Annotated in this window: 27 protein-coding genes; 13 read left to right on the forward strand and 14 right to left on the reverse strand. The window is 61.6% G+C overall.

Going from position 1 to position 24,676, the window contains the following annotated elements:
* Positions 1–7 precede the first annotated feature (7 nt).
* The 9 genes from RWJ89_RS30555 to RWJ89_RS30595 form a co-directional block, all read right to left on the reverse strand.
* A complete protein-coding gene (locus RWJ89_RS30555; protein WP_131663259.1) occupies positions 8–781 on the reverse strand; it encodes a FadR/GntR family transcriptional regulator in 774 nt (257 codons plus the stop codon).
* Positions 782–790: 9 nt separating this feature from the next.
* Positions 791–2,071 (reverse strand): TRAP transporter large permease, encoded by a 1,281-nt coding sequence (locus RWJ89_RS30560; protein WP_131663260.1) that lies wholly within the window; start codon positions 2,069–2,071, stop codon positions 791–793.
* Positions 2,072–2,075: 4 nt separating this feature from the next.
* Positions 2,076–2,654, reverse strand: a complete 579-nt coding sequence (locus tag RWJ89_RS30565) for a TRAP transporter small permease (protein WP_011653741.1) — start codon at positions 2,652–2,654, stop codon at positions 2,076–2,078.
* 148 nt (positions 2,655–2,802) lie between these two features.
* The gene (locus tag RWJ89_RS30570; protein WP_316031921.1) at positions 2,803–3,780 is read right to left on the reverse strand and encodes a TRAP transporter substrate-binding protein; all 978 of its coding nucleotides are present in this window, start codon (positions 3,778–3,780) and stop codon (positions 2,803–2,805) included.
* Between the two features lie 608 nt (positions 3,781–4,388).
* Complete coding sequence (locus RWJ89_RS30575) at positions 4,389–4,613, reverse strand: sulfurtransferase TusA family protein (protein WP_017989572.1); 225 nt, start codon at positions 4,611–4,613, stop codon at positions 4,389–4,391.
* Between the two features lie 5 nt (positions 4,614–4,618).
* On the reverse strand, positions 4,619–5,845 hold the full coding sequence (locus RWJ89_RS30580) for a murein L,D-transpeptidase family protein (protein WP_316031922.1): 1,227 nt from the start codon (positions 5,843–5,845) through the stop codon (positions 4,619–4,621).
* A gap of 195 nt (positions 5,846–6,040) precedes the next feature.
* The gene (locus tag RWJ89_RS30585) at positions 6,041–6,994 is read right to left on the reverse strand and encodes an acetyl-CoA carboxylase carboxyltransferase subunit alpha (protein WP_017962320.1); all 954 of its coding nucleotides are present in this window, start codon (positions 6,992–6,994) and stop codon (positions 6,041–6,043) included.
* A gap of 62 nt (positions 6,995–7,056) precedes the next feature.
* A complete protein-coding gene (gene xerD / locus RWJ89_RS30590) occupies positions 7,057–8,010 on the reverse strand; it encodes a site-specific tyrosine recombinase XerD (RefSeq protein ID WP_168293542.1) in 954 nt (317 codons plus the stop codon).
* Between the two features lie 5 nt (positions 8,011–8,015).
* On the reverse strand, positions 8,016–8,192 hold the full coding sequence (locus RWJ89_RS30595) for a hypothetical protein (protein WP_025396223.1): 177 nt from the start codon (positions 8,190–8,192) through the stop codon (positions 8,016–8,018).
* Positions 8,193–8,338: 146 nt separating this feature from the next.
* Here RWJ89_RS30595 and RWJ89_RS30600 point away from each other — a divergent pair, with 146 nt between their 5' ends.
* The 3 genes from RWJ89_RS30600 to RWJ89_RS30610 are packed head-to-tail and all read left to right on the forward strand — an operon-like array spanning position 8,339 to position 11,366.
* Positions 8,339–8,929, forward strand: a complete 591-nt coding sequence (locus tag RWJ89_RS30600; protein WP_077977781.1) for a shikimate kinase — start codon at positions 8,339–8,341, stop codon at positions 8,927–8,929.
* Positions 8,926–10,056 (forward strand): 3-dehydroquinate synthase, encoded by a 1,131-nt coding sequence (gene aroB / locus RWJ89_RS30605; RefSeq protein ID WP_168284975.1) that lies wholly within the window; start codon positions 8,926–8,928, stop codon positions 10,054–10,056. The genes RWJ89_RS30600 and aroB overlap by 4 nt, the downstream gene beginning before the upstream one ends.
* Positions 10,056–11,366 carry an HlyC/CorC family transporter gene (locus RWJ89_RS30610; RefSeq protein WP_168284974.1) on the forward strand — a complete coding sequence of 437 codons (1,311 nt, stop codon included), beginning with the start codon at positions 10,056–10,058 and terminating at the stop codon, positions 11,364–11,366. Before aroB ends, RWJ89_RS30610 begins: the two co-directional genes overlap by 1 nt.
* A 48-nt stretch (positions 11,367–11,414) precedes the next feature.
* Here RWJ89_RS30610 and RWJ89_RS30615 read toward each other — a convergent pair whose 3' ends face one another.
* On the reverse strand, positions 11,415–11,699 hold the full coding sequence (locus tag RWJ89_RS30615) for a BolA family protein (protein ID WP_027666811.1): 285 nt from the start codon (positions 11,697–11,699) through the stop codon (positions 11,415–11,417).
* A 102-nt stretch (positions 11,700–11,801) separates the two neighbouring features.
* Between RWJ89_RS30615 and RWJ89_RS30620 the strand changes: the two genes are divergently transcribed.
* The 5 genes from RWJ89_RS30620 to RWJ89_RS30640 all read left to right on the forward strand — a co-directional run bounded on the left by RWJ89_RS30620 (position 11,802) and on the right by RWJ89_RS30640 (position 17,384).
* Positions 11,802–12,419, forward strand: a complete 618-nt coding sequence (locus RWJ89_RS30620) for a J domain-containing protein (protein WP_011653732.1) — start codon at positions 11,802–11,804, stop codon at positions 12,417–12,419.
* A gap of 310 nt (positions 12,420–12,729) precedes the next feature.
* On the forward strand, positions 12,730–13,722 hold the full coding sequence (gene cobS, locus RWJ89_RS30625; protein ID WP_003543345.1) for a cobaltochelatase subunit CobS: 993 nt from the start codon (positions 12,730–12,732) through the stop codon (positions 13,720–13,722).
* A 12-nt stretch (positions 13,723–13,734) separates the two neighbouring features.
* Positions 13,735–15,636 (forward strand): cobaltochelatase subunit CobT, encoded by a 1,902-nt coding sequence (cobT, locus tag RWJ89_RS30630; protein ID WP_168284973.1) that lies wholly within the window; start codon positions 13,735–13,737, stop codon positions 15,634–15,636.
* A 13-nt stretch (positions 15,637–15,649) separates the two neighbouring features.
* Complete coding sequence (locus RWJ89_RS30635; RefSeq protein ID WP_131663269.1) at positions 15,650–16,687, forward strand: esterase-like activity of phytase family protein; 1,038 nt, start codon at positions 15,650–15,652, stop codon at positions 16,685–16,687.
* A 130-nt stretch (positions 16,688–16,817) separates the two neighbouring features.
* The gene (locus RWJ89_RS30640; protein ID WP_168284972.1) at positions 16,818–17,384 is read left to right on the forward strand and encodes an ATP-binding protein; all 567 of its coding nucleotides are present in this window, start codon (positions 16,818–16,820) and stop codon (positions 17,382–17,384) included.
* A gap of 6 nt (positions 17,385–17,390) precedes the next feature.
* Here the strand turns inward: RWJ89_RS30640 and RWJ89_RS30645 are convergent, their stop codons facing one another.
* Positions 17,391–18,026 carry a VUT family protein gene (locus RWJ89_RS30645; RefSeq protein ID WP_077977777.1) on the reverse strand — a complete coding sequence of 212 codons (636 nt, stop codon included), beginning with the start codon at positions 18,024–18,026 and terminating at the stop codon, positions 17,391–17,393.
* Between the two features lie 112 nt (positions 18,027–18,138).
* Positions 18,139–18,438, reverse strand: a complete 300-nt coding sequence (gene rpmB / locus RWJ89_RS30650) for a 50S ribosomal protein L28 (protein WP_027666808.1) — start codon at positions 18,436–18,438, stop codon at positions 18,139–18,141.
* Positions 18,439–18,680: 242 nt separating this feature from the next.
* Between rpmB and RWJ89_RS30655 the strand changes: the two genes are divergently transcribed.
* Positions 18,681–19,463: a DUF3108 domain-containing protein gene (locus RWJ89_RS30655; RefSeq protein ID WP_020051844.1), complete on the forward strand. Its 783-nt coding sequence runs from the start codon at positions 18,681–18,683 to the stop codon at positions 19,461–19,463.
* Positions 19,464–19,495: 32 nt separating this feature from the next.
* Positions 19,496–20,386: an aromatic amino acid exporter YddG gene (yddG, locus tag RWJ89_RS30660; protein ID WP_316031923.1), complete on the forward strand. Its 891-nt coding sequence runs from the start codon at positions 19,496–19,498 to the stop codon at positions 20,384–20,386.
* A 3-nt stretch (positions 20,387–20,389) separates the two neighbouring features.
* Here the strand turns inward: yddG and RWJ89_RS30665 are convergent, their stop codons facing one another.
* Positions 20,390–20,812 carry a cupin domain-containing protein gene (locus RWJ89_RS30665; protein ID WP_316031924.1) on the reverse strand — a complete coding sequence of 141 codons (423 nt, stop codon included), beginning with the start codon at positions 20,810–20,812 and terminating at the stop codon, positions 20,390–20,392.
* Entirely contained in the window at positions 20,812–21,582 is a 771-nt protein-coding gene (gloB, locus tag RWJ89_RS30670; protein WP_131663273.1) for a hydroxyacylglutathione hydrolase, read from the reverse strand. The genes RWJ89_RS30665 and gloB overlap by 1 nt, the downstream gene beginning before the upstream one ends.
* Before the next feature lie 53 nt (positions 21,583–21,635).
* Between gloB and RWJ89_RS30675 the strand changes: the two genes are divergently transcribed.
* The 3 genes from RWJ89_RS30675 (at position 21,636) to RWJ89_RS30685 (ending at position 24,668) form a co-directional block, all read left to right on the forward strand.
* On the forward strand, positions 21,636–22,427 hold the full coding sequence (locus RWJ89_RS30675; RefSeq protein ID WP_131663274.1) for a class I SAM-dependent methyltransferase: 792 nt from the start codon (positions 21,636–21,638) through the stop codon (positions 22,425–22,427).
* Positions 22,428–22,650: 223 nt separating this feature from the next.
* Positions 22,651–23,748 (forward strand): histidinol-phosphate transaminase, encoded by a 1,098-nt coding sequence (gene hisC, locus RWJ89_RS30680; protein ID WP_206116968.1) that lies wholly within the window; start codon positions 22,651–22,653, stop codon positions 23,746–23,748.
* Complete coding sequence (locus RWJ89_RS30685) at positions 23,745–24,668, forward strand: prephenate/arogenate dehydrogenase family protein (RefSeq protein WP_168284969.1); 924 nt, start codon at positions 23,745–23,747, stop codon at positions 24,666–24,668. The genes hisC and RWJ89_RS30685 overlap by 4 nt, the downstream gene beginning before the upstream one ends.
* The last annotated feature ends 8 nt before the right edge of the window (positions 24,669–24,676 follow it).

Here is a 24,676-nt window from a genome sequence, read left to right on the forward strand (position 1 = left end):
AGCTTCTTCAGGTCTTGCGTTTAAGAATGCTTGACATCCACTTGGCCTGCTGACCGCTGAGAAGGGTGCGATAGCGCTCCTGGCTTGCCGCCAGATGGGCGCGCATGGCGGCGCGGGCGGCTTCTGCGTCCCCGGCGGAAATCGCCTTCAAAATCGCCAGATGCTCGCGCTGCAGGCCTTCCTGATAGTTACGCGACAGCGTGCTGTCCGTACCCCAGGGCGAGGCGACGTCGCAGGGGATGGCCCGCATGCCAAGCGCATCGAGAACTTCGACATAATATGAATTATTGGTGGCAGCCGCGATTTCTCGGTGGAAAGCGAAGTCGCTCTTGCCGGTTGCTTCGCCGCGCTTGAGCAGCCGGTCGAATTCGAAGAATGCTTCCTGAATCTGCGCTTCCTGGGCCGCATTGCGCCGTAGCGCCGCAAGCCCCGCGCTCTCGATTTCCAGCCCCATGCGCACCTCGATAATGTTGAGCGCATGGGAAACCTTGTTGCCGACATCGCCGCTGATCGAACCGAAGGCAATCGTCGGATGGTTTTTGACGAAGACGCCGGCGCCTTGCCGCGCCTCGACGAGGCCGTCGGCGGCAAGGGTTGCAATCGCCTCACGGACAACGGTGCGGCTGACGCCGAAGAGTTCGCCCATCCGGGTCTCCGTCGGCAGCTTTTGGCCGGGCGCGTATACTCCGGACACGACCTGAGCGCGGATGGCCGAAACGACGCCTTCGGAGAGTTTCGGCCTTCGCTCGACCCTGAAATCTACGGCGGTGTCGGTCGCCATCTCGCACTCCTATTTGAACACGCTCGGCAGCCACAGCGAAATCGCCGGGATGTAGGTGACCAGCCCGAGCACCACGATGCCCGCACCGTAGAACGGCCAGATCGAGCGCATGGCCTCCCAGACAGAGATCTTGCCGACTGCACAAGCCACGAATTGCACCGCGCCGACTGGAGGCGTGTTCAGCCCTATGCCGAAATTCAGGATCATGATGACGCCGAAGTGCACCGGGTCGACACCGTAGGCTTGCGCCACCGGCAGAAAGATCGGCGTGCAGATGATGATGGTCGGCCCCATGTCCATAAAAGTGCCGAGCACAAGCATGAGGACATTGAGCAGGAGCAGCACCGTCAGCGGGTCGTCGGCGACGCTCTTCATCCAGATCACCAGCGAGGCAGGCACCTTGAGGAAGGCCATCAACCAGGAGAAGGCGGCGGCTGTGCCGATAATCAAAAGCACCATTGCCGTCGTGCGAACGGCACCCTGCGTGGCGTGCACGAAGTCTCTCCAGCTCATCTGCCGGTAGACCAGGAGGGTTATCAGCAGCGCGTAGAGCACCGCGATGCAAGAGCTTTCCGTCGCAGTGAAGATGCCGGACCTCACTCCGCCGAAGATGATGGCGATCAGCAGCAGCCCGGGGAGTGCGACCGCGAGCAAATGAGCCACCATGACAAAGCCCGGAAAGGGTTCTGTCGGATAGCCGCGCGAGCGCGCAACGATGTAAGCGGTCACCATGAGCGCGACCGCAAGCAATATTCCGGGCAACACGCCGGCGGTGAACAGGTCGGCGATGGAGATCTTGCCGCCGGCGGAGATCGAATAGATGATCATGTTGTGGGAGGGCGGCAGGAGCAGCGCGATCAGCGCTGCCATTGAAGTGACGTTCACCGCATAATCGGCGCCATAGCCGCGCTGCTTCATCTGCGGGATCATCAGGCCGCCGACGGCTGCGGCTTCTGCCACCGCCGAACCGGAGATGCCGCCGAACAGTGTGGCGGTGACGATGTTGACCTGGCCGAGGCCGCCGCGTACGTGGCCGACCAGGGAAGCGGCGAAGGCGACGATGCGGCTGGCGATGCCGCCGCGCACCATCAGGTCGCCGGCGTAGATGAAAAAGGGGATGGCGAGGAGCGAAAATACGCTCATGCCGGAATTCAGCCGCTGGAAGATGACCAGCGGCGGCAGGCCCATGTAGAGCACCGTGGCGAAGCTGGAGACGCCGAGGCAGAAGGCGATCGGCGTGCCTATCAGCATCAAGGTGGTGAAAACACCGAACAGGATCCAGAGTTCCATCGTGCTAGACTTTCAATTTGACGTTCGGATCGGCATTGATGTTTTCGATCTCGACGGCGATCTCCGCCGGCAGAATCTCATCCAGCGCATCGTCAATCGGTTCGCCGGCGAGGCGGAGCACGATGCGCTCCAGCGAGAAGATGACGGCAAGCACGCCGCCGCCTGCGAGCGGCAGATAGTCGAACGCGCCTGAGATACCTAGCGAAGGCAAGGTTGTGTTCCAGGTCAGGCTTATGAGCGCGCCGCCGTACCAGACCATGCCGGCGCCAAAGGCGAGAATGACGACGTCCGAGATCATGCGCAGGACGCGCTTGCCGGATTTCGGCAGCACATAAAGCAGCACGTCGAAACCAAGATGATTATTCTCTCGGATGCCGACGGCGGCGCCGAGGAAGATGAACCAGCTCATCAGCATGACCGAGCCCGGCTCCGTCCAACTCGGCGAGTCGTTCAGCACATAGCGGCAAAACACCTGCCAGGCGACAAAGACCGTCATCAGCACCAAGCCGGTGCCCGCCAGCCAAAGGGCGGCGTTGCTCAGGCGTGTCAGAAAATTGACGACGGGTGTCAGGTTGTTCGACATAAGGGCCTCGTCGAAATTGGGCGCTCACTCTCCCTTGGCGGGAGGAAACGAGAAAGATGTGCACGAAGCGGCGGGTGAACCGGGGTGGCGATAATTGTCCACCCCGATAACCGACGCCGCTTTCTGCAAAAAGGAAGGCAGGCTATGGCTATTGCACAGCCTTTACATCCTCGACCATCTTCTTCAGCACGTCATCTTTCACGTGCTTTTCGTAAACCGGGGCCATGGCGTCGATGAACCCCTGCTTGTCCGGCATGGTGATCTGAGCGCCGAGCTTTTCGACGTTGGCGCGCGATTCAGCGACCTTGGCTGACCACAGCTCGCGCTGCTTGGCGACGCTGTCCTTGGCCGCCTGTTTGAAGACCGCCTGATCCTCCGGCGTCAGCTTGTCGAACGCCGCCTTGTTCATGACGAACACTTCCGGCAGGATCGTGTGCTCGTCCAGCGAATAGTTCTTCGCCACTTCGGCGTGCTTGGCGGTGTCATAGCTCGGGAAGTTGTTTTCCGCGCCGTCGATGACGCCCGTTTCGATCCCCGAATAGACCTCTCCATAGGGCATCGGCGTGGCATTGGCGCCGAGGGCCGCCACCATGTCGACGAAGATATCGGACTGGATGACGCGGAACTTCAGACCTTTCATGTCGGCAACCGAATTGATCGGCTTCGTCTTGTTGTAAAACGAGCGCGCGCCGGCATCGTAGAAGGCAAGCACCGCGAGACCGGCCGGTTCGAACGCCTTCTTGATCTGGTCGCCGATGGCGCCGTCCATGACCTTGTGCATGTGCTCTTCCGACCGGAAGATATAGGGCAGAGCTGGAACGATCGATTCCTTCACGGTGCCGTTGAAGGGCGCCATTGACACACGGTTCAGCTCGATGACGCCGGAGCGCACCTGCTCGATCGTGTCCTTCTCCTCGCCGAGCTGGGCGGAATGATACACTTCGAGGGAATAACGGCCCTGCGTGCGCTCCTTCAACAGCTCGCCAAAATATTTGACGCCTTCGACTGTCGGATAGCCGTCCGGATGCGTATCGGACGATTTCAGCACCGTTTGAGCGCTGGCCGCGCCGCTCATGAATGAAGCGGCAACCATAAGACTGGCCGCCAGTTTAACAAAGTTTTTCATGCTCTCCTCCCGTTTTGCATGACGATTAATTCTCAGAGTCGGTATCCCGGCTTTGCGACTTAGAGGAAGGTCCTCTGTGCGCTTCGCCTTCCAGCGATATTTCCACAATCGGGCACTGATGGTCCGGCCCGAAAGGTTGCGCGCGTTGGAAGATGCTCATCGAGACATAGGAACATGGCTCAACGTGCCCATCGGATCCGATGAAGCAGTTGCATACCTCTGCACGCGAACTCTGTCGCTCTTCTCGCGGAACAGAAGACTTGGATCGGTAGCCTCCTCTATTCTTGCCGTTCCTCCAACGGCTCACTATGGCTAGAACCTGTAAAGTATAATGTCAACATACAAAAGCTGTGTAGTTGTATGATGAATTTTCGCCGCTGCTTGCTCTCCTGTCGACGCTGTGAAAGCGCGAGCAGGCAAGGTCGGAGGCGCGGACGGCAGCTGACGGTGAAGCCTATCGTGAACCGTCAGGCTCGTTTAATTACGCTGGTTTTGCCCGATGGTTTGCTGGTCCCATGCTTCGGCAAGATATGCGCCGCAAAGAGCATGGGTCAGATACCCAACCGCGTGGCTCTTTTAGAGCTGCTTACTGGTTTGGGAGACGCGCTTCAGCGCTTGCGGATCAGGAAGCGGTGGCCGCTTTCGGTCTTTTCCGTCTCGACCAGTTCGTGGCCGTCCTCATTGCAGAAGTGCGGCATGTCGATCACAGCAAGCGGATCGGTGGTGTCGACGCGAATGAGCGTGCCGCTCGCCATGGCGGCGAGCTTCTTGCGTGTCTTGATCACGGGGAGTGGGCATTTCAGGCCGCGAAGATCGTAGAGAACGGGGTTCAAGCCGTTCAGTTCCTCGCCCAGAATTTCCAGAACGGCTTCTTTGCCGTGGCGTCTGCCGTTTCCTGCGGTTCGGGCGCCGCAAAGGCCAGCGGGTTCTGCATCGGCACCGGCACGACCGCGGGTGTCGCGGCAGCGACGGCTGTTGCCTGAGGCTGGGCAGGGGCTGCAGGCGTGGCGCCCGGCGCGGTTTTGGCGGCGAGGCCCTGCGCGGTGCGCTTGGCCATCAGGTCTTCAAGTTCGGCGACCTTGACCATGCGACCGGCTTCCAGCGAGGTGCCGGTCGGAGCGTAAGCAAGTTCACGGCCCTTGCGCAGCTTGGCGACCACGGCCTTGCGCTCGGCTTCCGTGGGATCGTACCAGGCCATGCCGTCAAATTTGCTCATCGCCTTGGCATAATCGGCATCGTAGGTCTTGCCGTAGGCGGCAAGGGCGGCGGTCAGCGCCGGCGGCGTCGACATAACAGGGCACTTGCCGGCGGCATTGAAGGCGCCGCCGTCGGTTGCCTGCTGATTGAAGACGTATTTCTTCTCGCAGACGTTCACCTCAGGCGGGCGCTTCGTCACTTCGAAATTGTCGTAGCCGACCTTCAGCATCTTCCAGAAGTCATAACTGCTGTCGAGGCGGTGCTTGACCATGTTTTCCGCCGTCATGCGGAAGGGGAAGGCCTGCAGCTGCACGGTCGACTGGCCGCCCTTGAAGGCGTCGCGGGCGAAGGCGTAGATCTCCAGCACCTGCTGGTCGGTCATCGAATAGCAGCCGGAGGAGGAGCAGGCGCCGTGGATCATCAGATCGGAGCCGGTGCGGCCGTTCGCCGCGTCGTAGCGGTTCGGAAAGCCGGTGTTGATCGCCAGATAATATTTGGAATTGGGATTCAGGTTGGCGCGCGTCAGGTCGTAGAAACCTTCCGGCGCCTGCCGGTCGCCGGTCTTTACCTTCGGGCCGAGACGGCCAGACCAGGCGCAGATCTTGTAATCGGCGATCTTGTCGAAACGGTTGTCGGTCTTCGCCTTCCAGATCTCCATGGCACCTTCTTCCTTGAAGATGCGGATCATGATCGGCGAATTGCGGTCCATGCCCTTGGCGGACATCTGAGCGAGGATATGGCTGGGAAGCGGCTGCTCGACCTTGTTCTTGACCTTGGAAAGATCGACCTGCGCGGTTTCCAACGCGTCATTGCAGCCGGACAGAGCCAGCGCCATGAGGGAAATATAGGCAAAATGACGTATGCGCATCCCAACTAGCCCATAAAGATAATGCGACCCGGTCCGCCCATGGAGTCCGGCATCAAACGGAATCATAGACGGCTTATACTTTACAAGTCCTTACCAGCCTATGACGTGCCTGGAACATCCCCGCAAGCGCGAATGCTACAGATAACATCAATGTGGCCAAGATTTGGCCCCAATCGGTGAAGAGCCGAATGTCCGTTAGAGATTGCGGCCCATGGCGAGGAATTTCTGGCGGCGGTCGTTGCGCAGCTGCTCGCCCGAGCGGGACGCCATTTCGGCCAGAGCACTGGCGATCACGTCACCGGTTGCTGCTATCACGCTGTCGGGATCGCGATGTGCGCCGCCGAGCGGCTCGGAAATGATGCCGTCGATGACGCCGAGCGATTTCAAGTCCTCGGCGGTGATCTTCATGTTGGTCGCCGCTTCCCGGGCGCGGGTGGAATCGCGCCAGAGAATGGAGGCGGCTCCTTCCGGCGAGATGACGCTGTAGATCGAATGCTCGAGCATGTAGACCTTATTGCCGGTGGCGATGGCGATGGCGCCGCCCGAGCCGCCTTCGCCGATGACGACGGAAACCAGGGGAACCTTGACGCCGAGGCACATTTCCGTCGAGCGGGCGATCGCCTCGGCCTGGCCGCGCTCTTCGGCGCCGACGCCGGGATAGGCGCCTGCCGTATCCACCAGCGAAATCACCGGCAGGCCGAAACGATCGGCCATTTCAAGAATGCGGATCGCCTTGCGGTAGCCTTCCGGGCGGGGGCTGCCGAAATTGTGCTTCAGGCGGCTCTTGGTATCATTGCCCTTTTCCTGGCCGATGACGGCGACGGGCTGGCCGCGGAAACGGGCAAGGCCCGCCTGGATCGCGGCATCCTCGGAAAATTTGCGGTCGCCGGCAAGCGGCGTGAATTCCTGGAACAGCGTCTTGGCGTAATCGACAAAATGCGGGCGCTGCGGATGGCGGGCGACCTGCGTCTTCTGCCAGGGATTGAGCTTGGAATAGATTTCGACGATCGCGTCGCGGACGCGAACCTCCAGCCTGCCGATCTCATCGGTGGTGTCGATGCTCTCGTCTTCCGTTGCGAGCTTCTTCAGCTCGATGATCTTGCCTTCGAGGTCGGAGATCGGCTTTTCGAAGTCGAGATAATTGTGCATGAGGTGCGTTTCCGTTCCTTGTGCCCGGGGCGTTTTCCTGGCTCCGCCCCTTGTCGCCGGTCCTATTCGTGCTTTTTCGCCTGTTTGGCAAGGGGGTGATGCGTCTGGACAAGCTGCTGCAGCCTCTCTTCCAGGACATGTGTGTAGATCTGTGTGGTCGAAATGTCCGAATGGCCGAGGAGTTCCTGTACGACGCGCAGATCGGCGCCGTTGGCCAGCAGGTGGCTGGCAAAGGCGTGGCGCATGACATGCGGCGAGATCAGCGACGGCGTCAGGCCGGCGCGGATCGCCAGGTTCTTGAGGTCGCGGGCAAAAACCTGGCGCGGCAGGTATCCTTCCTTCGAGACGGAGGGAAACAGCCAGGGGCTTTCCTGCGGCTCCTTCGCCGCTGCATTTTCGGCCGCCAGCAGGCGCCCGTAGGATTTCAGGGCTGATATCGCCGATTGCGACAGCGGCACCAGCCGCTCCTTGTTGCCCTTGCCGCGGATCATCAGGAAACGGCCTTCCTGATCGAGCACGCGGGCTGGAAGCGAGACGAGTTCGCTGACCCGCATTCCGGTGGCATAGAGCAATTCCAGCAGTGCCAGCATGCGCAGGCGCTGCAGCTGGCCCGGGCTTGCATCCTCCGCCTCGGCCTCGGCTTGCGAAAGCAGCCTGCCGACCTCTTCGACGCCCATCGTCTTCGGCAGCGGACGGCCCTTCTTCGGCGCATCGAGTATGCCGGTGGGGTCGTCGGTCCTCAGTCCCTCGGCGTAGAGGAATTTGTAGAATTGCCGCATGGCGGCAAGCCGGCGCGCCTGGGACGAGGGTTTGAAGCCCTTTCGGGCGAGCGAGGAGAGATAGGCGGCGAGATCGGCGGAGGCGGCTTCGGTGAGCCGGATGCTGCGCTCCTTCAGGAAGGTTCTGATGTCGTCGAGATCGCGTTCATAGGATTGCAGCGTATTGGCGGCAGCACCCCGCTCGGCGCTCATCATCTCCAGGAAGGATTCCACATGGACGCGGCCGAGATCCACCATGCCGGTCACTTCCTGGTCGTGTCGATTGCGCCCGTGGCGGGCGGATTGACCCGCTCGGACGGGATGCGGATCGTCACGTCGCGCGGCTCGGGCTCCACGAAGGTCACAAGCGCCAGCATCGCTCCGTAGACCGCCCCGGCGAGGATCGCGCAGACGAACAGGAAGCGGAACAGGGTCGGCATCAGGTAACTCCTTCATGCTGCTTCTGTTATAAGAAGCCTATCTGCAAGTGCAAGAAGCGGTATTCAAGCCATGATTCCCTTGCCTGCGACTTGACGCTCCACCTGCATTTGTCGATACCGTTTGCAAACAAAGTGTGAATGGACCGATGAGTGAACAACTGCTGACCGTTGCTGACAGCTTGAAAGACAGAGCTCGTGCCGCGCTCGGTTCACGCAATCTCATCCTTGTCGGCCTGATGGGCGCCGGCAAATCCTCTGTCGGGCGCATCGTCGCCAGCCAGCTCGCCATTCCCTTCATCGACAGCGATCTCGAGATCGAGCGGGTGTCGCGCATGACGATCGCCGAGCTTTTCGCCGCCTATGGCGAGCAGGAGTTCCGGGCGCTGGAAGCGCGGGTGATCAAGCGGCTGCTGAAGAGCGGGCAGCGTGTCGTCTCCACCGGAGGCGGCGCCTTCATCAACGACCGAACGCGCAAGCATATCAAGAAGGGCGGCCTTTCCGTCTGGCTGAAGGCCGATCTCGACGTGCTCTGGGACCGGGTCGCCAAACGCGACACGCGGCCGCTGCTCAAGACCGAAAATCCGAAGCAGACGCTCGAGGGCCTGATGAATGCGCGTTATCCGATCTATGCGCAGGCCGATCTGACCGTGCTTTCGCGCGACGTCCGCAAGGAAATCATGGCCGACGAAGTCTTAAAGGCCTTGATCGAAGCTCAGAAGGAAAGTGCAGCGTCATGAATGCGATAACCTCCGCCTCCGCCATCCGAACGGTGCATGTGCCGCTCGGCGAGCGCGCCTACGACATCCTGATCGGGCCGGGGCTGATTGTGCGGGCCGGCGCCGAGATCGCCTCTCGCCTCAAGGGCCGCAAGGCGGCTGTTGTCACCGATGAAAATGTCGCGCCGCTCTATCTCAAAGCACTTGTCGCAAGTCTGGATGAAGCAGGTATCGCCTCGGCTGAGGTCGTCCTGCCTGCCGGCGAGAAGACCAAGAGCTTCGAACATCTGATCACGGCCTGCGACAAGGTGCTTGAGGCGCGCGTCGAGCGTAACGATTACGTCATCGCGCTGGGCGGCGGCGTCATCGGCGATCTTTCGGGATTTGCGGCCGGCATCGTCCGCCGCGGCGTGCGCTTCGTGCAGGTACCGACCTCGCTGCTGTCGCAGGTCGATTCCTCCGTCGGCGGCAAGACCGGCATCAATTCCCGCCACGGCAAGAATCTGATCGGCGTCTTCCATCAGCCGGACCTAGTTCTGGCCGATACGGATGTGCTGAATTCGCTGAGTGAGCGCGAATTCCGCGCAGGTTACGCCGAGGTCGCGAAATATGGACTGATCGACAAGCCGGATTTCTTTGCCTGGCTGGAAGCGAACTGGAAGGCGGTTTTCGCAGGCGGCTCCGCGCGCATCGAGGCGATTGCCGCAAGCTGCCAGGCAAAGGCTGATGTCGTCGTTGCCGACGAGCGTGAGAATGGTCAGCGGGCGCTGCTCAATCTCGGCCATACCTTCGGCCACGCACTGGAAGCGGCGACCGCCTATGACAGCTCCCGCCTCGTGCATGGCGAGGGCGTTTCGATCGGCATGGTGCTGGCGCACGAATTCTCAGCACGGATGAACCTTGCAAGCCCCGACGATGCGCGGCGCGTCGAGCGGCATCTGAAGGAGGTCGGCCTGCCGACCCGCATGTCCGACATTCCGGGCGAACTGCCGCCCGCCGAAACGCTGATGGACGCGATCGCCCAGGACAAGAAGGTCAAGAGCGGCAAGCTCACCTTCATCCTGACGCGCGGCGTCGGCCAGTCTTTCGTCGCCGACGATGTTCCGGCGTCCGAAGTGATCAGCTTTCTTCAGGAAAAACACGCCTGATGTCGGCCGAAGGCGCTCTGGCATTTCTTTCGACATACTGGCCGGAGATCCTTTCGATCACGGCGCTGGTGCTCATGTCCGCCTTCTTTTCCGGCTCCGAGACCGCGCTGACCGCCGTTTCGCGCAGCCGTATTCATACGCTCGAGGTCAACGGCGACGAACGTGCCGGCTTCGTCCGGCAGCTGATCGAGCGGCGCGACCGGTTGATCGGCGCGCTGCTCATCGGCAACAATCTTGCCAATATCCTGTCCTCATCGATTGCCACCAGCCTCTTCCTCGGGCTGTTCGGCAGTTCCGGCGTGGCGCTGGCGACGCTGGCAATGACCGTCATCCTGGTCATCTTCGCCGAAGTGCTGCCGAAGAGCTGGGCGATTTCGGCGCCTGAGCGCTTCGCACTCGCCATCGCGCTGCCGGCCAGGCTCTTCGTTGCCGTCGTCGGCCCGGTTTCCTCCTTCGTCAATGCAATCGTGCGGCAGATTCTTTCGCTGTTCGGCATCAATCTCTCACGCGAGACATCGATGCTGACGGCGCATGAGGAACTGCGCGGCGCCGTCGATCTCCTGCACCGCGAGGGATCGGTGGTGAAGGCCGACCGTGACCGCCTCGGCGGCGTGCTCGATCTCAGCGAGCTCGAACTCTCCGACATCATGGTCCACCGCACCGCGATGCGGGCGATCAATGCCGACGATGCGCCGGAAGCGGTGGTGCGCGTCATCCTCGAAAGTCCCTACACGCGTATGCCATTGTGGCGCGGCACGATCGACAACATCATCGGCGTCGTCCACGCCAAGGATCTGCTGCGGGCGCTCGCCGAGCCGAACATGGAGCCGCAGAACCTCGATATCGTGAAGATCGCGCAGAAGCCGTGGTTCGTGCCCGACAGCACCAACCTCGAGGACCAGCTCAACGCCTTCCTGCGGCGCAAGCAGCATTTCGCCGTCGTCGTCGACGAATATGGCGAGGTGCAGGGCATCGTCACGCTGGAGGATATTCTCGAGGAAATCGTCGGTGACATTTCCGACGAGCACGATATCGAGATACAGGGCGTGCGTCAGGAAGCCGACGGTTCCGTCGTCGTCGACGGCGGCGTGCCGATCCGCGACCTGAACCGGGCGCTCGACTGGAACCTGCCCGATGAGGAAGCGACGACGATCGCCGGCCTCGTCATCCACGAATCGATGACCATCCCGGAAGAGCGCCAGGCCTTCACCTTCTACGGCAAGCGTTTCGTCGTCATGAAGCGCGAGAAGAACCGCATCACCAAGCTGCGCATCCGCCCGGCCGGGGAAGACGGCGCAAAGCCAGCCTAATTCGGCTTGGGTTTTAGGCGGCGAATATCCATATAGGCTTCGGTGCCGCTACCAGCGGGTCGGTTCATCAGGTGCAGCCGGTTCAACGGCCAGCGCATGCAGGCCGGCATCGAGCTCCGGTTTCAACAGGTCGGTGATCGCCCGGTGGCGCGCCAGCCGCGACATGCCGGCGAATTTTCCGGAAACGATCCTCACCCGCATATGGGTTTCGCCGGTGCCTGACATATCAGGCTGGTGGCCGGCATGCAGATGGCTTTCGTCGATGACGCTCAGGCGTTCGGGCGCGAAGGCTTTAACAAGTTTTTCTTCGATGCGGGTTCGCAGGGTCATCATCCGGTCTTGCTGGTTCGCGAAAAGGGTTCCTACCAAGCCTGCAACATTCCCGTTTGTCAATTCTTGTTGTCGCTTCGCGACAGCCTCATAATTAGCGCCGTCATGAGACTTGATTCCAAATATTTCGATCGCATCCGAACACGCCGCAAACGCGAACCGGAGACAGAGCAGGCGCCGCCTACCTGTCAATGGGACGGGTGCGACAAGAAGGGGGCGCATCGCGCTCCCGTCGGCCGCAATGCGGAAGGCCAGTTCTTCTTGTTCTGCTTCGAGCACGTCAAGGAATACAACAAGGGCTACAATTATTTCTCCGGTCTTTCGGACGGCGAGATCGCGCGTTACCAGAAAGAGGCGATCACCGGCCATCGGCCGACATGGACGGTCGGCGTCAACAAGGCGGCGAAGGACAGTCCGCTGCATTCGGAGATCCGCTCCGGCGCCTATACCCGCGTTCGCGATCCCTTCGGCTTCGTCAAGGAAGGCGGCAAGGGCAGCGGACCGCGTTTCCCCCAGGCGCGCAAGCTGAAATCGCTTGAGACCAAGGCCTTCGAAACGATGGGCCTCGATGCCAATGCGACATCGGCGGAGATCAAGAGCCGCTACAAGGAACTGGTGAAGAAACACCATCCGGATGCCAATGGCGGCGACCGCGGCTCGGAGGAGCGTTTCCGCGCGGTCATCCAGGCCTATCAATTGTTGAAGCAGAACGGTTTTTGTTAATTCCCGTCCTTGCTCTTGGGCTTCAATCGGGTATGGTCCCAATCGGCTGAGGCCGCAGGCAAACGCGGCTCATATTTGTGCGTTTTCCCGACATCGCCTCCGCCGACCTTCCGGACGCGGCGTTTCTTGTCCGGGACTCTTTCAAGAATGCTCGCACGCGGTCATTATCCCGCCGAGGTTTCGTTTCAGTCCCGGAGAAGTATCGCCGACGTTCCGACCTGGACGGGCGCGGAATAAAAAACGCGGCGTCTGGGTTGCGACATGGCCTGAGACAGTATGGCCGGGTGGCATCACCCGCCTTGGAGACATGATGAGCAAGATCGACCTGGATATATCAGAACTGCCCGATACCACCGTTTCGGTTCGCGAGGCCTTCGGCATCGATTCCGACATCCGCGTTCCCGCCTACAGCAAGGGCGACGCCTATGTGCCGGACCTCGATACCGACTACCTGTTCGACCGCGACACGACGCTCGCCATTCTCGCTGGCTTCGCCCATAACCGCCGCGTGATGATCTCCGGCTATCACGGCACGGGCAAGTCCTCGCATATCGAGCAGGTGGCGGCGCGGCTCAACTGGCCTTGCGTGCGCATCAACCTCGACAGCCATGTCAGCCGTATCGATCTCGTCGGCAAGGATGCGATCGTCGTCAAGGACGGGCTGCAGGTCACCGAATTCAAAGACGGCATCCTGCCCTGGGCCTATCAGCACAATGTTGCGCTCGTCTTCGACGAATATGACGCCGGCCGTCCCGATGTGATGTTCGTCATCCAGCGCGTGCTCGAATCCTCCGGCCGCCTGACGCTGCTCGACCAGAGCCGCGTCATTCGGCCGCACCCGGCCTTCCGTCTGTTTGCGACTGCGAACACGATCGGCCTCGGTGACACGACCGGCCTCTATCACGGCACGCAGCAGATCAACCAGGCGCAGATGGACCGCTGGTCGATCGTCACCACGCTGAACTATCTGCCGCATGATCATGAAGTGAATATCGTTTCCGCCAAGGTGAAGAGCTTCGGCAAGGACAAGGGCGGCCGCGAGACCGTGTCGAAGATGGTGCGCGTCGCCGACCTGACGCGCGCTGCCTTCATGAACGGTGATCTGTCCACCGTGATGAGCCCGCGCACGGTCATCACCTGGGCCGAAAACGCCGAGATCTTCGGCGATCTCGCCTTCGCCTTCCGCGTCACATTCCTCAACAAGTGCGACGAGCTGGAGCGTCCGCTGGTCGCCGAGCACTATCAGCGGGCCTTCGGCGTCGAGCTGAAGGAAAGTGCCGCCAATATCGTTCTCGGAGCTTGAGACCGACCGATCATGGCAGCTCGCGGTGACAATTCGAAAGCAAAACCCGGCGCGCCTGTCGACGTCGAGCCATTGCGCCGGGCGATAACCGGCTGCGTGCGCTCGATCGCCGGCGACGGCGACGTCGAGGTGACCTTCGCCAATGAACGGCCAGGGATGGCCGGCGAGCGCATTCGGCTGCCGGAACTTTCCAAGCGGCCGACAGCGCATGAGCTGGCGGTCACTCGTGGTCTCGGCGATTCGATGGCGCTGCGGCTCGCCTGCCATGACGAGAAGGTGCATGCGACGATGGCGCCACAGGGCTCGGATGCCCGGGCGATCTTCGATGTGGTCGAGCAGGCGCGTGTCGAATCGATCGGCGCGCTGCGCATGGAGGGCATGGCGTCTAACCTGCGCTCCATGACGGATGAGAAATATTCGAAGGCGAATTTTACCGGCATCGAGCGCCAGGAAGACGCACCGGTCGGCGAAGCGGTTGCGATGATGGTGCGCGAGAAGCTGACCGGCCAGCGCCCGCCGGCCTCCGCCGGCAAGGTGCTCGACCTTTGGCGCGACTTTATCGAGGACAAGGCAGGGTCCGAGCTCGACAATCTGTCGAGCGCGATCAACGACCAGCAGGCCTTCGCCAAGGTCATCCGCAACATGCTGTCGGCCATGGAAATGGCCGAGGAATACGGCGACGATGACAGCGACGCCGACAATGACGACCAGTCGGAGCAGGAAGACCAGTCGAGCGGCGACGAACAGGACCAGGACGAGGTCGACGAGGATGCCGGCACCGACGCCGCCCCCGTCGAGGACAGTGAAGTTGCCGACGAGCAGATGGAGGACGGCGAAACCGAAGGCGCCGAAATTTCCGACGACGACATGATGGAAGAAGGCGAGGACGATTCGGAAACGCCGGGCGAGACCCGCCGGCCGAATACGCCCTTCGCCGATTTCAACGAAAAGGTCGACTATCACGTCTTCACCGAAGAATTCGACGAGATCATCACCGCCGAGGAACTTTGCGACGCCGCCGAGCTGGAGCGCCTGCGCGCCTTCCTCGACAAACAGCTGGCGCATCTGCAAGGCGCAGTCGGCCGTCTCGCCAACCGGCTGCAGCGCCGCCTAATGGCGCAGCAGAACCGCTCCTGGGATTTCGACCTGGAAGAGGGCTATCTCGATCCGGCGCGGCTGCAGCGTATCATCATCGATCCGATGCAGGCGCTCTCCTTCAAGATGGAGCGCGACACCCAGTTCCGCGATACCGTCGTTACCCTGCTCATCGACAATTCCGGCTCGATGCGCGGCCGGCCGATCACGGTTGCCGCCACCTGCGCCGACATTCTTGCCCGCACGCTGGAGCGCTGCGGCGTCAAGGTCGAGATCCTGGGCTTTACGACCAAGGCCTGGAAGGGCGGGCAGGCGCGTGAAAATTGGCTTGCCGGTGGCAAGCCGCAGACGCCAGGCCGTCTCAACGACCTGCGTCATATCATCTACAAGTCGGCCGACGCGCCGTGGCGGCGCGCGCGCGCCAATCTCGGGCTGATGATGCGCGAGGGGCTGCTCAAGGAAAATATCGACGGCGAGGCGCTGATCTGGGCGCATAATCGCCTGCTCGCGCGCCGCGAGCAGCGCCGCATCCTGATGATGATCTCGGACGGCGCGCCGGTGGACGATTCGACGCTGTCGGTCAATCCGGGCAATTATCTGGAGCGGCACCTGCGCGCCGTCATCGAACAGATCGAGACGCGCTCGCCTGTCGAACTGCTGGCGATCGGCATCGGCCACGACGTGACGCGCTATTATCGCCGTGCCGTGACCATCGTCGATGCGGACGAGCTTGCAGGTGCGATGACCGAGCAGCTTGCTTCACTGTTCGAGGACCAATCCGTCCAGCCGCGCGGCGGCCGGATACGCCGTGCCGGCTGACATCGCGGGAAGAATGACGGTCAAGCGCCTCTGCCGTGCGGCGTCGATCGCGCTCTGTATCGCAGCCGGCGCTTCCTCGTCATGGGCCGGCGACGACGTGCCTGTCATTAGCCGGCAAATCTCCGATTTCAGGATCGGCTCTTCGGAGACGCAATTCGGATCGCTGGAATTTCTCGGCGGGCTGGAGATGGTCTCCAGCAGAGCGCTGTTCGGCTCGCTCTCCTCCATCCGTTTCCGGCCGGACCAAAAACATTTCGTCGTCGTGCTCGATACCGGCCAGTGGTTGACCGGTGGCATCGAGCGCGACGTCAAGGGCAGGCTTTCCGGCCTTTCGGATGTCGAGATCACGCCGATGAAGAACAGCGCTGGGCGCAGCTTCGAAGGCAAGGGACATATGGATGCCGAGGGCCTGGCGCTCGACGGCGACCGGATCCTGGTCTCCTTCGAGCAGGCTCATCGCGTCGATGTCTATCCCGATCCCGGCTTTGCCGGCTCGGGAGCGATCGCCACTTTGCCGATCCTGATCCCGCGGAGAATGCTGAGCGACAACCGCGGCATCGAAACGATCACCGCGGCGCCGGCATCCAGCCCGCTACGGGGCGGCGTGGTCGTCGTTTCCGAACGGGGTCTCGACAGCGACGGCAACCGGCTGGCGGCCATTCTCAGCGGGCCGCTGAAAGGCCGTTTCTCGGTTAAGCGGGACGGCAGCTTCGACATCACCGACGGTGCCTTCCTGCCGAACGGCGACCTGCTGCTGCTGGAGCGCCGCTTCAACATGGCCGAAGGCATCGGCATGCGCCTTCGGCGCATCAAGGGCGCCGACATCAGGCCCGGCGCCGTCGTTGACGGCGACTTGCTGCTGGAGGGCAATTTCAACTCGCAGATCGACAATATGGAAGGGCTCGATGCTTTCCAGGCCGCCGACGGCACGACCCATATCATTCTGGTGTCGGACGACAATCATTCGATCCTGCAGCGCAATCTGATGCTGGAATTCCGGCTTTCGGAAGAGGCCGCGTGGTCAGCGCCGAATTCCCGGAAGCGGAATTGATCCTAGCCATCGGCCCGAAAATCGGAATCGATTTTCGGAAAGCACGATGCGTAGATTCAAAATGTTAGAGCGTTGTCATATGCCTCGGCTATCCCCGTGACATCGGGAAAACAGCCTCGGAGGGAAGTTCGTGGTGCATATTCATGTCATGGGCGCGTCCGGTTCCGGCACGACATCACTCGGCCGTGCGCTTGCCGAACAGCTCGATATCGCCCATCTCGACACCGACGATTTCTTCTGGTTACCGACCGATCCGCCGTTCACGACGCCGAGGAACGCCGACGAGCGCATCGAGCTGCTGCTTGATGAGGTGGCGCGGCACGAAGGCTGGATCCTCTCCGGATCGGCGCTGAAATGGGGAAGGCCGCTCGAGCCGCTTTACCATCTGATCATATTCCTCAGGATCGAGGCGGAGCTGCGGATGGCGCGCATCCGCGCGCGGGAGATTGCCCGATATGGAAACAGGATCGGGCCGGGCGGCGACATGGCCGTAAAAAGCGGGGAATTCCTGGAATGGGCGGCGAGTTACGATACGGCCGGTCCCGAACGCCGCAGCCTTGCGGCACATGAGCAATGGCTGGAAACACAGACAGCGCCGGTGCTGCGGCTCGATTCATCGCTAGGTATCGACGATCTGACGGCAGAGGTGCTGCTGCATCCGGCCCTCGCCGCCGGCGCGGTCCGGCGGCGTCCGTAACTTCAATTAGCTGGCGCGAGCAGCCCGCATCGGCCGCAGCACGTTCATCAGCGCGCCGTAGGGCAGCAGCATGACGAGGCCGACGATCATCTTCACAGCGAAATCGCCGATCGCCCAGGAAATCCAGCGTGGAGCCTCGGTGGCGAAGACACCGAGGATGGGGGCCGCTTCCAGCGCAAAGGGATCATTCGGGCCGAGGAAGATGAAAAAGGCGGCGAAGGACAGCGAGAAGAACATCACCGTATCGAGCGCCGAGCCGATCAGCGAGCCGACCAGCGGCGCGCGCCACCAGGCCTGGCGGCGGAGGCGGTTGAAGACGGCGATATCGAGCAGCTGGCCAGCGAGATAGGCCGAGCCGGAGGCGATGGCGATGCGCGGCACCGAGGTGAAGAAGGAGAGCGTCACGCCGACGACGAAGCCGGCAAAGACGACCTTGCGGGCTGCCTGCGGGCCGAACTGGCGGTTGGTCAGATCGGTGATGAGGAAGGCGATCGGATAGGAGAAAGCGCCCCAGGTCAGGATGTCCGCGAGGTTGATGCCGGCGACTTCGGCGTTCAGCGGAAACTGGACGAGGAAGTTGGAGGCAACGACGACGAGCGTCATCAGCGCGACATAGGCAATGGTATAGCGGGTCTTCAGCATTTTTTTATTCTGGGTGATGCCACCAGTTGGAGGAGCAAACCGGCAAAGCAAAAGGCTTGTCCGGTATTATCCGTTCAAGCCTTTTGAAGCCGTATGAAAGAAGGGCAGAAGCTTACGCAGCAGCAGCGGCTTCAGCGGTCTTCTTGGCGATCTGACGGCGCAGCAGGCGAGCGCGCATCGACAGTTCGTTTTCGCTGGCCTTCAGCAGGAAGGCATCGAGGCCGCCACGATGCTCGACGGAGCGAAGAGCGGCAGCCGAAACGCGAAGACGATAACGCTGGTTGAGAGCGTCGGAAATCAGCGTTACCTGGCACAGGTTCGGCAGGAACCGGCGCTTGGTCTTGTTGTTGGCATGGCTGACATTGTTACCAGTCAGGACGGCCTTGCCGGTCAATTCGCACACGCGGGACATGGAACACCTATTCTTGTTTTTCTCGGGCCATCGAATTGCCATTCCCGGCAAAGCCAGGCGCGCAATCCAACGGGCATGATTGGAAAGTTGCGGTTCTATAGTCAGACAGGCTGCTCGCGTCAAGCCAAACCTTGGCCTTTCCCGCAATTCTGTCAAAAAGCTGCTGTTTTCTTCCCTTCGCGGCAGGAGTATAGAGCGCTCAGCAAGGGCCCGCCAGCGCGCAGCAAGACAAGGGTTTTTCCATGGCTCATTCGGGCAGACGGATTTTCATTTTGGCCATCGCCGCACTTCTTGCCATACCGGCATCGGCGGCCGAAATCCAGCATCGGACGGAATACCGGGTGGCGCTCGCCGGCCTGCCGATCGCGCGCGCCGCGTTCCTGACGCAGATCGAGGACGACCACAGCTACAAGATCGCCGGCGACATCAATTCTGCCGGTCTTGCCGATCTCGTCACGACGATTTCGGCCAAGACCAGCGTCACCGGCGTCGTGCGCAAGAACAGGCTGCAGGCGTTGAAATATTCGCTCTACTACAAGAGCGGCAAGAGGAAGGCCCGCGTCTACGAGGTCAGCTACCGCAACGGCAACATCATCTCGGCGACGACGACACCGATGCCGAAGCGTCCGAAGAACTGGATCGACGTCTCGCCGCGCGACATGCGCTCGGTGCTCGACCCGATCTCCGGCCTGGTCTTCACCGGCGATACCAAGGTCTGCTCGCAGACGCTGCCGATCTTCGACGGCGAGACGCGCATGGATCTGGTGCTGTCGCCGAAGGGCGACGAGGATTTTTCCACCAATGGCTTCAAGGGCAAGGCAACCGTCTGCAGCGTGCGCTTCGTGCCGCGCTCGGGCTACAAGAAAGGCCGCAAGGACATCGACTATCTCAGCAAGAGTAACCGGATGGAAATCTGGTTTGCCAAGTCGGACGCGGCAAATGTATACGCTCCTGTCTATGTGCGCATTCCAACCGAATATGGAATGGTGACGATCACTGCCGTCAAATACGGCAGCAACAGCTGACGGGGCTTCTGCCTCCGTGAAAGGGGGGACAGGTGAAGCTTCGCGCGACGTTGATCGGTTTTACGGCCACTCTAATGTGGTCGTTCCTGGCGTTGTTCACCGCCGCCTCCGGCAAGATGCCGCCGTTCCAGCTTTCGGCCGTCTGCTTTGCGATCGGCAGCATTCCCGGCCTTGTGGTTCTTACCCTCAATCCCTCGCGGCTGGCGCTGCTGAAGCAGCCGGCCAAGGTCTGGATGACGGGCATTTCAGGACTGTTCGGTTATCACTTCCTCTATTTTACCGCGCTCCGGAACGCGCCGGCAGTGGAGGCGGGGCTGATCGCCTATCTCTGGCCACTGCTGATCGTCGTCGGTTCGGCGCTGCTGCCGGGCGAACGGCTGCGCTGGTATCATGTGGCAGGTGCGCTTGCCGGGCTTTGCGGCACCTTCCTGATCGTTAGCCGCAACGGCATCGATTTCGACGGCGCCTATGCCGTCGGTTACGGCGCTGCCTTTCTCTGCGCCTTCACATGGTCCGGCTATTCGCTGCTGACGCGGCGTTTCGACGCCGTCTCCACGGATGTCGTCACCGGCTTCTGCCTTGCGACCTCCATCCTGTCGTTCTTCTGCCATCTCGGCCTGGAGACGACCGTCTGGCCGGCAACGGTTTTCGAATGGGTCGCCGTCGCCGGGCTCGGGCTCTTTCCGGTCGGTGCTGCCTTCTACGCGTGGGACTACGGCGTCAAGAACGGCGATATCCAGATTCTCGGCGCGGCAAGTTATGCCGCACCTCTGCTTTCGACGCTTATTCTGGTGCTGTTCGGATTTGCCGAGCCGAACTGGCGCATCGCCCTTGCCTGCCTGCTCGTCACCGGCGGGGCAGTGCTCGCCGCACAGGACATGTTCCGTCGCAAGAGCCAGGCGCAGCCTGCTGCGGCGGAGTAGGCCTCAACCGCCGGGCTCCCAACCGGGTGGCGCCATCTCGAAGCTTGAAAATTCGAAGCCGGGCGAGACGGTGCAGCCGACCAGGGTGAAATCGCCAAGGGTTTCGGCCGATTGCCACCAATTGGCGGGAATGATTGCCTGCGGCCGCTCGCCGGCAGAAAGATTCGTTCCGAGCGTCAGGGTCTCGCTCGCCGTTCCGTCTTCCGAGCGGTGCAGCGAGAGCGGCGCGCCGGCATAATAGTGCCAGACCTCTGCCGCGTCATGGACACGATGCCAGTGCGAGCGCTGTCCCCTGGTCAGCAGATAATAGATCGCTGTCGAATGGCCGCGTTCTCCGCCCGCCGTATCGCGGAATGTCTGCACGTACCAGCCACCTTCGGGATGCGGCTGCAGGCCGAGTTCGCGGATGATGTTCTCGGGCGACATCAGAAATGGTCCTTGCGTTTGCGGATTTCCGCAAAGACTTCCTCGTTGGTCTTGCCTTCCATCATCAGATTGCGGCGGATCGCCGGGTCGGCGGCGCGCAGGAACGGGTTGGTTTCCTTTTCCAGCCCCAATGTCGTCGGGATGGTGAATTTGCCGTCGGCGCGCAAGGCCTCGATCTCGGCGGCACGGCTTTTGAGGCGCTCATTGTCGGGGTCCACGGTCAGCGCGAAGCGGGCATTGGACAATGTGTATTCATGGCCGAAATAGACGGCGGTCTCATCGGGCAACACGGCGAGTTTCTGGAGGGAATGCCACATATCGGCGGCCGGGCGTTCGAACAGCCGGCCGCAGCCGAGCGCAAACAGCGTGTCGGCGGCAAACAGCAGCTTATCGTCGACAAAGTGATAGCAGATGTGGCCGGCGGTGTGGCCGGGCGTTTCGATGACGTTGACCGTGTGATCGCCGAACAGGAAGCTATCGCCATCGGCCATCGCCCGATCGAGGCCAGGAATGGCGACGGCCTCGTTGATCGGGCCGATGATCTCGCAGCCGAACTGCTCCTTCAGTGCCAGGTTGGCGGTGACATGGTCGGTGTGATGATGAGTGGTGAAGATATGGGTGATTTTCCAGCCGCGACGTGTCGCCGCTTCCAGGATCGGCGCCTCCTCCGGTGCATCGATCGCCGCGGTAAAGCCTGTCTCCGGATCGTGCACGAGAACGCCGAAATTGTCGGTGCGGCAGAGAAAAACGTCTAATTCCAAAGGTTTCATCGTTCAATAATCCCTTATCCCAGGAGTCTCGCGGAAATGTAGAGGTTCCGGCCTTGAAGTCCAACCGCCCGCTGATAACATTTGTCGCAATGCACGCCGATATCGTCGACTTACGCCAGTTCTATCACTCCGAGCTCGGACGTCTTGCCGAGCAGTCGATCGCCATGGCGCTGTCCTCGCTCTGGGTGCGGCTGCCGCAAGAGCGTCTGGTCGGCCTCGGTTATGCCGTGCCCTTCCTCGACCGCTTCCAGGCCGATACCGAACGCACCTTCGCTTTCATGCCGGCCGGGCAGGGTGCGGTGAACTGGCCGATGGGCTTGCTCTCGACGACGGCGCTGATTTTCGACGAGGAGCTGCCGCTGCCGGACTCCTCGATCGACCGGGTGCTGATGGTGCATTCGCTGGAATTCGCCGAAAGCCCGCGTGAGACGCTGAAGGAGCTCTGGCGGGTGCTGGCGCCGGGCGGACGGTTGGTCATCGTCGTGCCGAACCGGCGCGGCGTCTGGGCACGCATGGAGCATACGCCCTTCGGTTCGGGCCGGCCCTATTCCCGCGGTCAGTTGACAAATCTGTTGCGCGAGACGAATTTTACGCCGGGCGCGACGGCTGAAGCGCTGTTCTTCCCGCCCTCGAAGCTCAGGACCATATTGCGCCTTCGCCGCGCCTTCGAGCGGATCGGCCGAACGCTGTGGCCGGCATTCTCGGGCGTCATCATCGTCGAAGCGCAGAAGCGCCTCTATCAGGGGCTGCCGGTGGCGGCGCGGGCCTCGCGCCGCGTTTTCGTGCCGGTTCTCGCACCGCATGGCGTGCCGACCACACGCACGACAGCGCCGCGGGTCTTTTAAGACGCGCAAAGGACGCTGTAGCACTTTGAATGCTGCATAATTTTATCCTTAAATCGATTCCGATTTAAGGAATTATGTAGAAGCTGACGCTGCTCCCGGCGGTCTCCAACTGCTTGTGTCACGCCCATAGCTCTCGACAACAATCGCATTCCGCTTTAATGCCACTTGGTGTTTTTCAGCCCGGATTTCCGGCAATTCCAAGGTCGAACCCATGAGCGTTGAGATGAGCAAGCCCGTTCCGCGTCCCGGTATTCTCGATATCGCAGCCTATGTGCCGGGCAAGGAACATGCACCGGGCGTCGCCCGCGTCTACAAGCTGTCGTCCAACGAAACCCCGCTCGGCGCCAGCCCGAGGGCAATCGAGGCCTTCAAGGCGGTTGCCGACAATCTGGGACGTTATCCTGACGGGCAGGCGATCGAACTGCGCGAGGCGATCGCCGCTGTGCACGGCCTCAATCCGGCAAACATCCTCTGCGGCAACGGTTCCGACGAACTGCTCGGCCTGCTCTGCCATGTCTATCTCGGCGCCGGCGACGAGGGCATCATCACCGAGCACGGCTTCCTCGTCTACAAGATCCAGATCCTGGGCGCAGGCGCTACGCCCGTCGTCGTCAAGGAGAAAGATTATACCGTCGATGTCGATGCGATCCTTGCCGCGGTGACGGAGAAGACGAAGATCGTCTTCATCGCCAATCCCGGCAATCCCACCGGCACCTATGTTTCCGTCAGCGAGATCCGCCGCCTGCAGGCCGGACTGCCGAAACATGTCGTCCTCGTGCTCGATGCCGCCTATGCAGAATATGTGCGCCGCAATGATTATGAAGCCGGCATCGAGGTCGTGTCCTCCAATGCCAACGTGGTGATGACCCGCACCTTCTCGAAGGCCTACGGCCTTGCGGCGCTGCGAGTCGGCTGGATGTATGCACCGGCCGAGATTGTCGACGCGCTAAACCGCGTGCGCGCGCCGTTCAACTTGAACGCACCGGCAATTGCCGCCGGGGCCGCGGCCATCCGCGACCAGGCCTTCATCCAGCAGGCCGTCTCCTTCAACCAGATTTGGGTCGAGAGACTCACGCAGGCGTTCGAAGCGATCGGCCTGAAGGTGACGCCGTCGGTTGCCAATTTCGTCCTCATCCATTTCCCCGAGATCGACGGCAAGCGCGCCGCGGATGCCGATGAATTCCTGACGAGCCGCGGTTACATCCTGCGCGCCGTGCGCGGCTATGGCTTCGCCAACGCGCTGCGCATGAGCATCGGTCCCGAAGAGGCCAACCGCGGCGTCATTGCCGCGCTCACCGAATTCATGGGACATCAGGCATGAGCGTGCAGTTCGATCGGATCGCGCTGATCGGCATCGGCCTGATCGGCTCTTCGCTCGCCTATGACATCAGGCGGCTTGGTCTTGCAAGGGAGATCGTCGTCGCCACACGCAGCGCCGATACGCTGAAGCGCGCCGAAGAACTCGGGCTCGGCGACCGCTATACGACGTCGTCGCAGGATGCCGCCAGGGATGCCGATCTGGTGATCGTCTCGGTGCCGGTCGGCGCTTCGGAAAGTGTGGCGAAGGAGATCTCGGCAAGCCTGAAGCCCGGGGCGATCGTTACCGACGTCGGTTCGACAAAGGCCTCGGTCATCGCGCAGATGCAGCCGCATATGCCTGATAATGTGCATTTCATCCCCGGCCATCCGCTGGCCGGCACCGAAAAATCCGGCCCGGATGCCGGTTTCCCTGGCCTCTTCGAGGGCCGCTGGTGCATCTTCACGCCGGTCGCCGGTACCGACGAGGCGGCGCTGAAGCGGCTGCGCAGCTTCTGGGAAGCGCTGGGCTCGAAGGTCGACGAGATGGATGCCGAGCATCACGACAAGGTGCTCGCCATCGTCTCGCACCTGCCGCATATCATCGCCTACAATATCGTCGGTACGGCTGACGATCTGGAGACGGTGACGGAGTCGGAAGTCATCAAATATTCCGCCTCGGGCTTTCGCGATTTCACCCGCCTTGCTGCGTCCGACCCGACGATGTGGCGCGACGTCTGCCTGCATAATCGCGATGCGATCCTCGAAATGCTGGCGCGTTTCTCGGAGGATCTCGCCTATCTGCAGCGCGCCATCCGCTGGGGCGAGGGTGACAAGATTTTTGAACTCTTCACCCGCACACGCGCCATCCGCCGTTCGATCGTCCAGGCCGGCCAGGATGTCGACGCGCCGGATTTCGGCCGCCACGCGCTGGATAAGAAGTAGCAGCCCGC

Source organism: Rhizobium sp. 10PS4, assembly GCF_032464805.1.
GTDB classification, from domain to species: Bacteria; Pseudomonadota; Alphaproteobacteria; order Rhizobiales; family Rhizobiaceae; genus Rhizobium; species Rhizobium laguerreae.

Bases quoted from the DNA above. Each gene is read 5' to 3' on its own strand.
- RWJ89_RS30615 (WP_027666811.1), bottom strand. From the start codon at position 11,699: ATGATGACCCTGCGAACCCGCATCGAAGAAAAACTTGTTAAAGCCTTC.
- gloB (WP_131663273.1), bottom strand. From the start codon at position 21,582: ATGAAACCTTTGGAATTAGACGTTTTTCTCTGCCGCACCGACAATTTC.
- RWJ89_RS30580 (WP_316031922.1), bottom strand. From the start codon at position 5,845: ATGCGCATACGTCATTTTGCCTATATTTCCCTCATGGCGCTGGCTCTG.
- cobT (WP_168284973.1), top strand. From the start codon at position 13,735: ATGGCAGCTCGCGGTGACAATTCGAAAGCAAAACCCGGCGCGCCTGTC.
- RWJ89_RS30645 (WP_077977777.1), bottom strand. From the start codon at position 18,026: ATGCTGAAGACCCGCTATACCATTGCCTATGTCGCGCTGATGACGCTC.
- RWJ89_RS30685 (WP_168284969.1), top strand. From the start codon at position 23,745: ATGAGCGTGCAGTTCGATCGGATCGCGCTGATCGGCATCGGCCTGATC.
- RWJ89_RS30570 (WP_316031921.1), bottom strand. From the start codon at position 3,780: ATGAAAAACTTTGTTAAACTGGCGGCCAGTCTTATGGTTGCCGCTTCA.
- RWJ89_RS30620 (WP_011653732.1), top strand. From the start codon at position 11,802: ATGAGACTTGATTCCAAATATTTCGATCGCATCCGAACACGCCGCAAA.
- aroB (WP_168284975.1), top strand. From the start codon at position 8,926: ATGAATGCGATAACCTCCGCCTCCGCCATCCGAACGGTGCATGTGCCG.
- RWJ89_RS30655 (WP_020051844.1), top strand. From the start codon at position 18,681: ATGGCTCATTCGGGCAGACGGATTTTCATTTTGGCCATCGCCGCACTT.
- RWJ89_RS30565 (WP_011653741.1), bottom strand. From the start codon at position 2,654: ATGTCGAACAACCTGACACCCGTCGTCAATTTTCTGACACGCCTGAGC.
- RWJ89_RS30555 (WP_131663259.1), bottom strand. From the start codon at position 781: ATGGCGACCGACACCGCCGTAGATTTCAGGGTCGAGCGAAGGCCGAAA.
- RWJ89_RS30665 (WP_316031924.1), bottom strand. From the start codon at position 20,812: ATGTCGCCCGAGAACATCATCCGCGAACTCGGCCTGCAGCCGCATCCC.
- rpmB (WP_027666808.1), bottom strand. From the start codon at position 18,438: ATGTCCCGCGTGTGCGAATTGACCGGCAAGGCCGTCCTGACTGGTAAC.
- cobS (WP_003543345.1), top strand. From the start codon at position 12,730: ATGAGCAAGATCGACCTGGATATATCAGAACTGCCCGATACCACCGTT.
- RWJ89_RS30560 (WP_131663260.1), bottom strand. From the start codon at position 2,071: ATGGAACTCTGGATCCTGTTCGGTGTTTTCACCACCTTGATGCTGATA.
- xerD (WP_168293542.1), bottom strand. From the start codon at position 8,010: ATGGTGGATCTCGGCCGCGTCCATGTGGAATCCTTCCTGGAGATGATG.
- RWJ89_RS30600 (WP_077977781.1), top strand. From the start codon at position 8,339: ATGAGTGAACAACTGCTGACCGTTGCTGACAGCTTGAAAGACAGAGCT.
- RWJ89_RS30635 (WP_131663269.1), top strand. From the start codon at position 15,650: ATGACGGTCAAGCGCCTCTGCCGTGCGGCGTCGATCGCGCTCTGTATC.
- RWJ89_RS30595 (WP_025396223.1), bottom strand. From the start codon at position 8,192: ATGCCGACCCTGTTCCGCTTCCTGTTCGTCTGCGCGATCCTCGCCGGG.
- hisC (WP_206116968.1), top strand. From the start codon at position 22,651: ATGAGCAAGCCCGTTCCGCGTCCCGGTATTCTCGATATCGCAGCCTAT.
- RWJ89_RS30610 (WP_168284974.1), top strand. From the start codon at position 10,056: ATGTCGGCCGAAGGCGCTCTGGCATTTCTTTCGACATACTGGCCGGAG.
- RWJ89_RS30585 (WP_017962320.1), bottom strand. From the start codon at position 6,994: ATGCACAATTATCTCGACTTCGAAAAGCCGATCTCCGACCTCGAAGGC.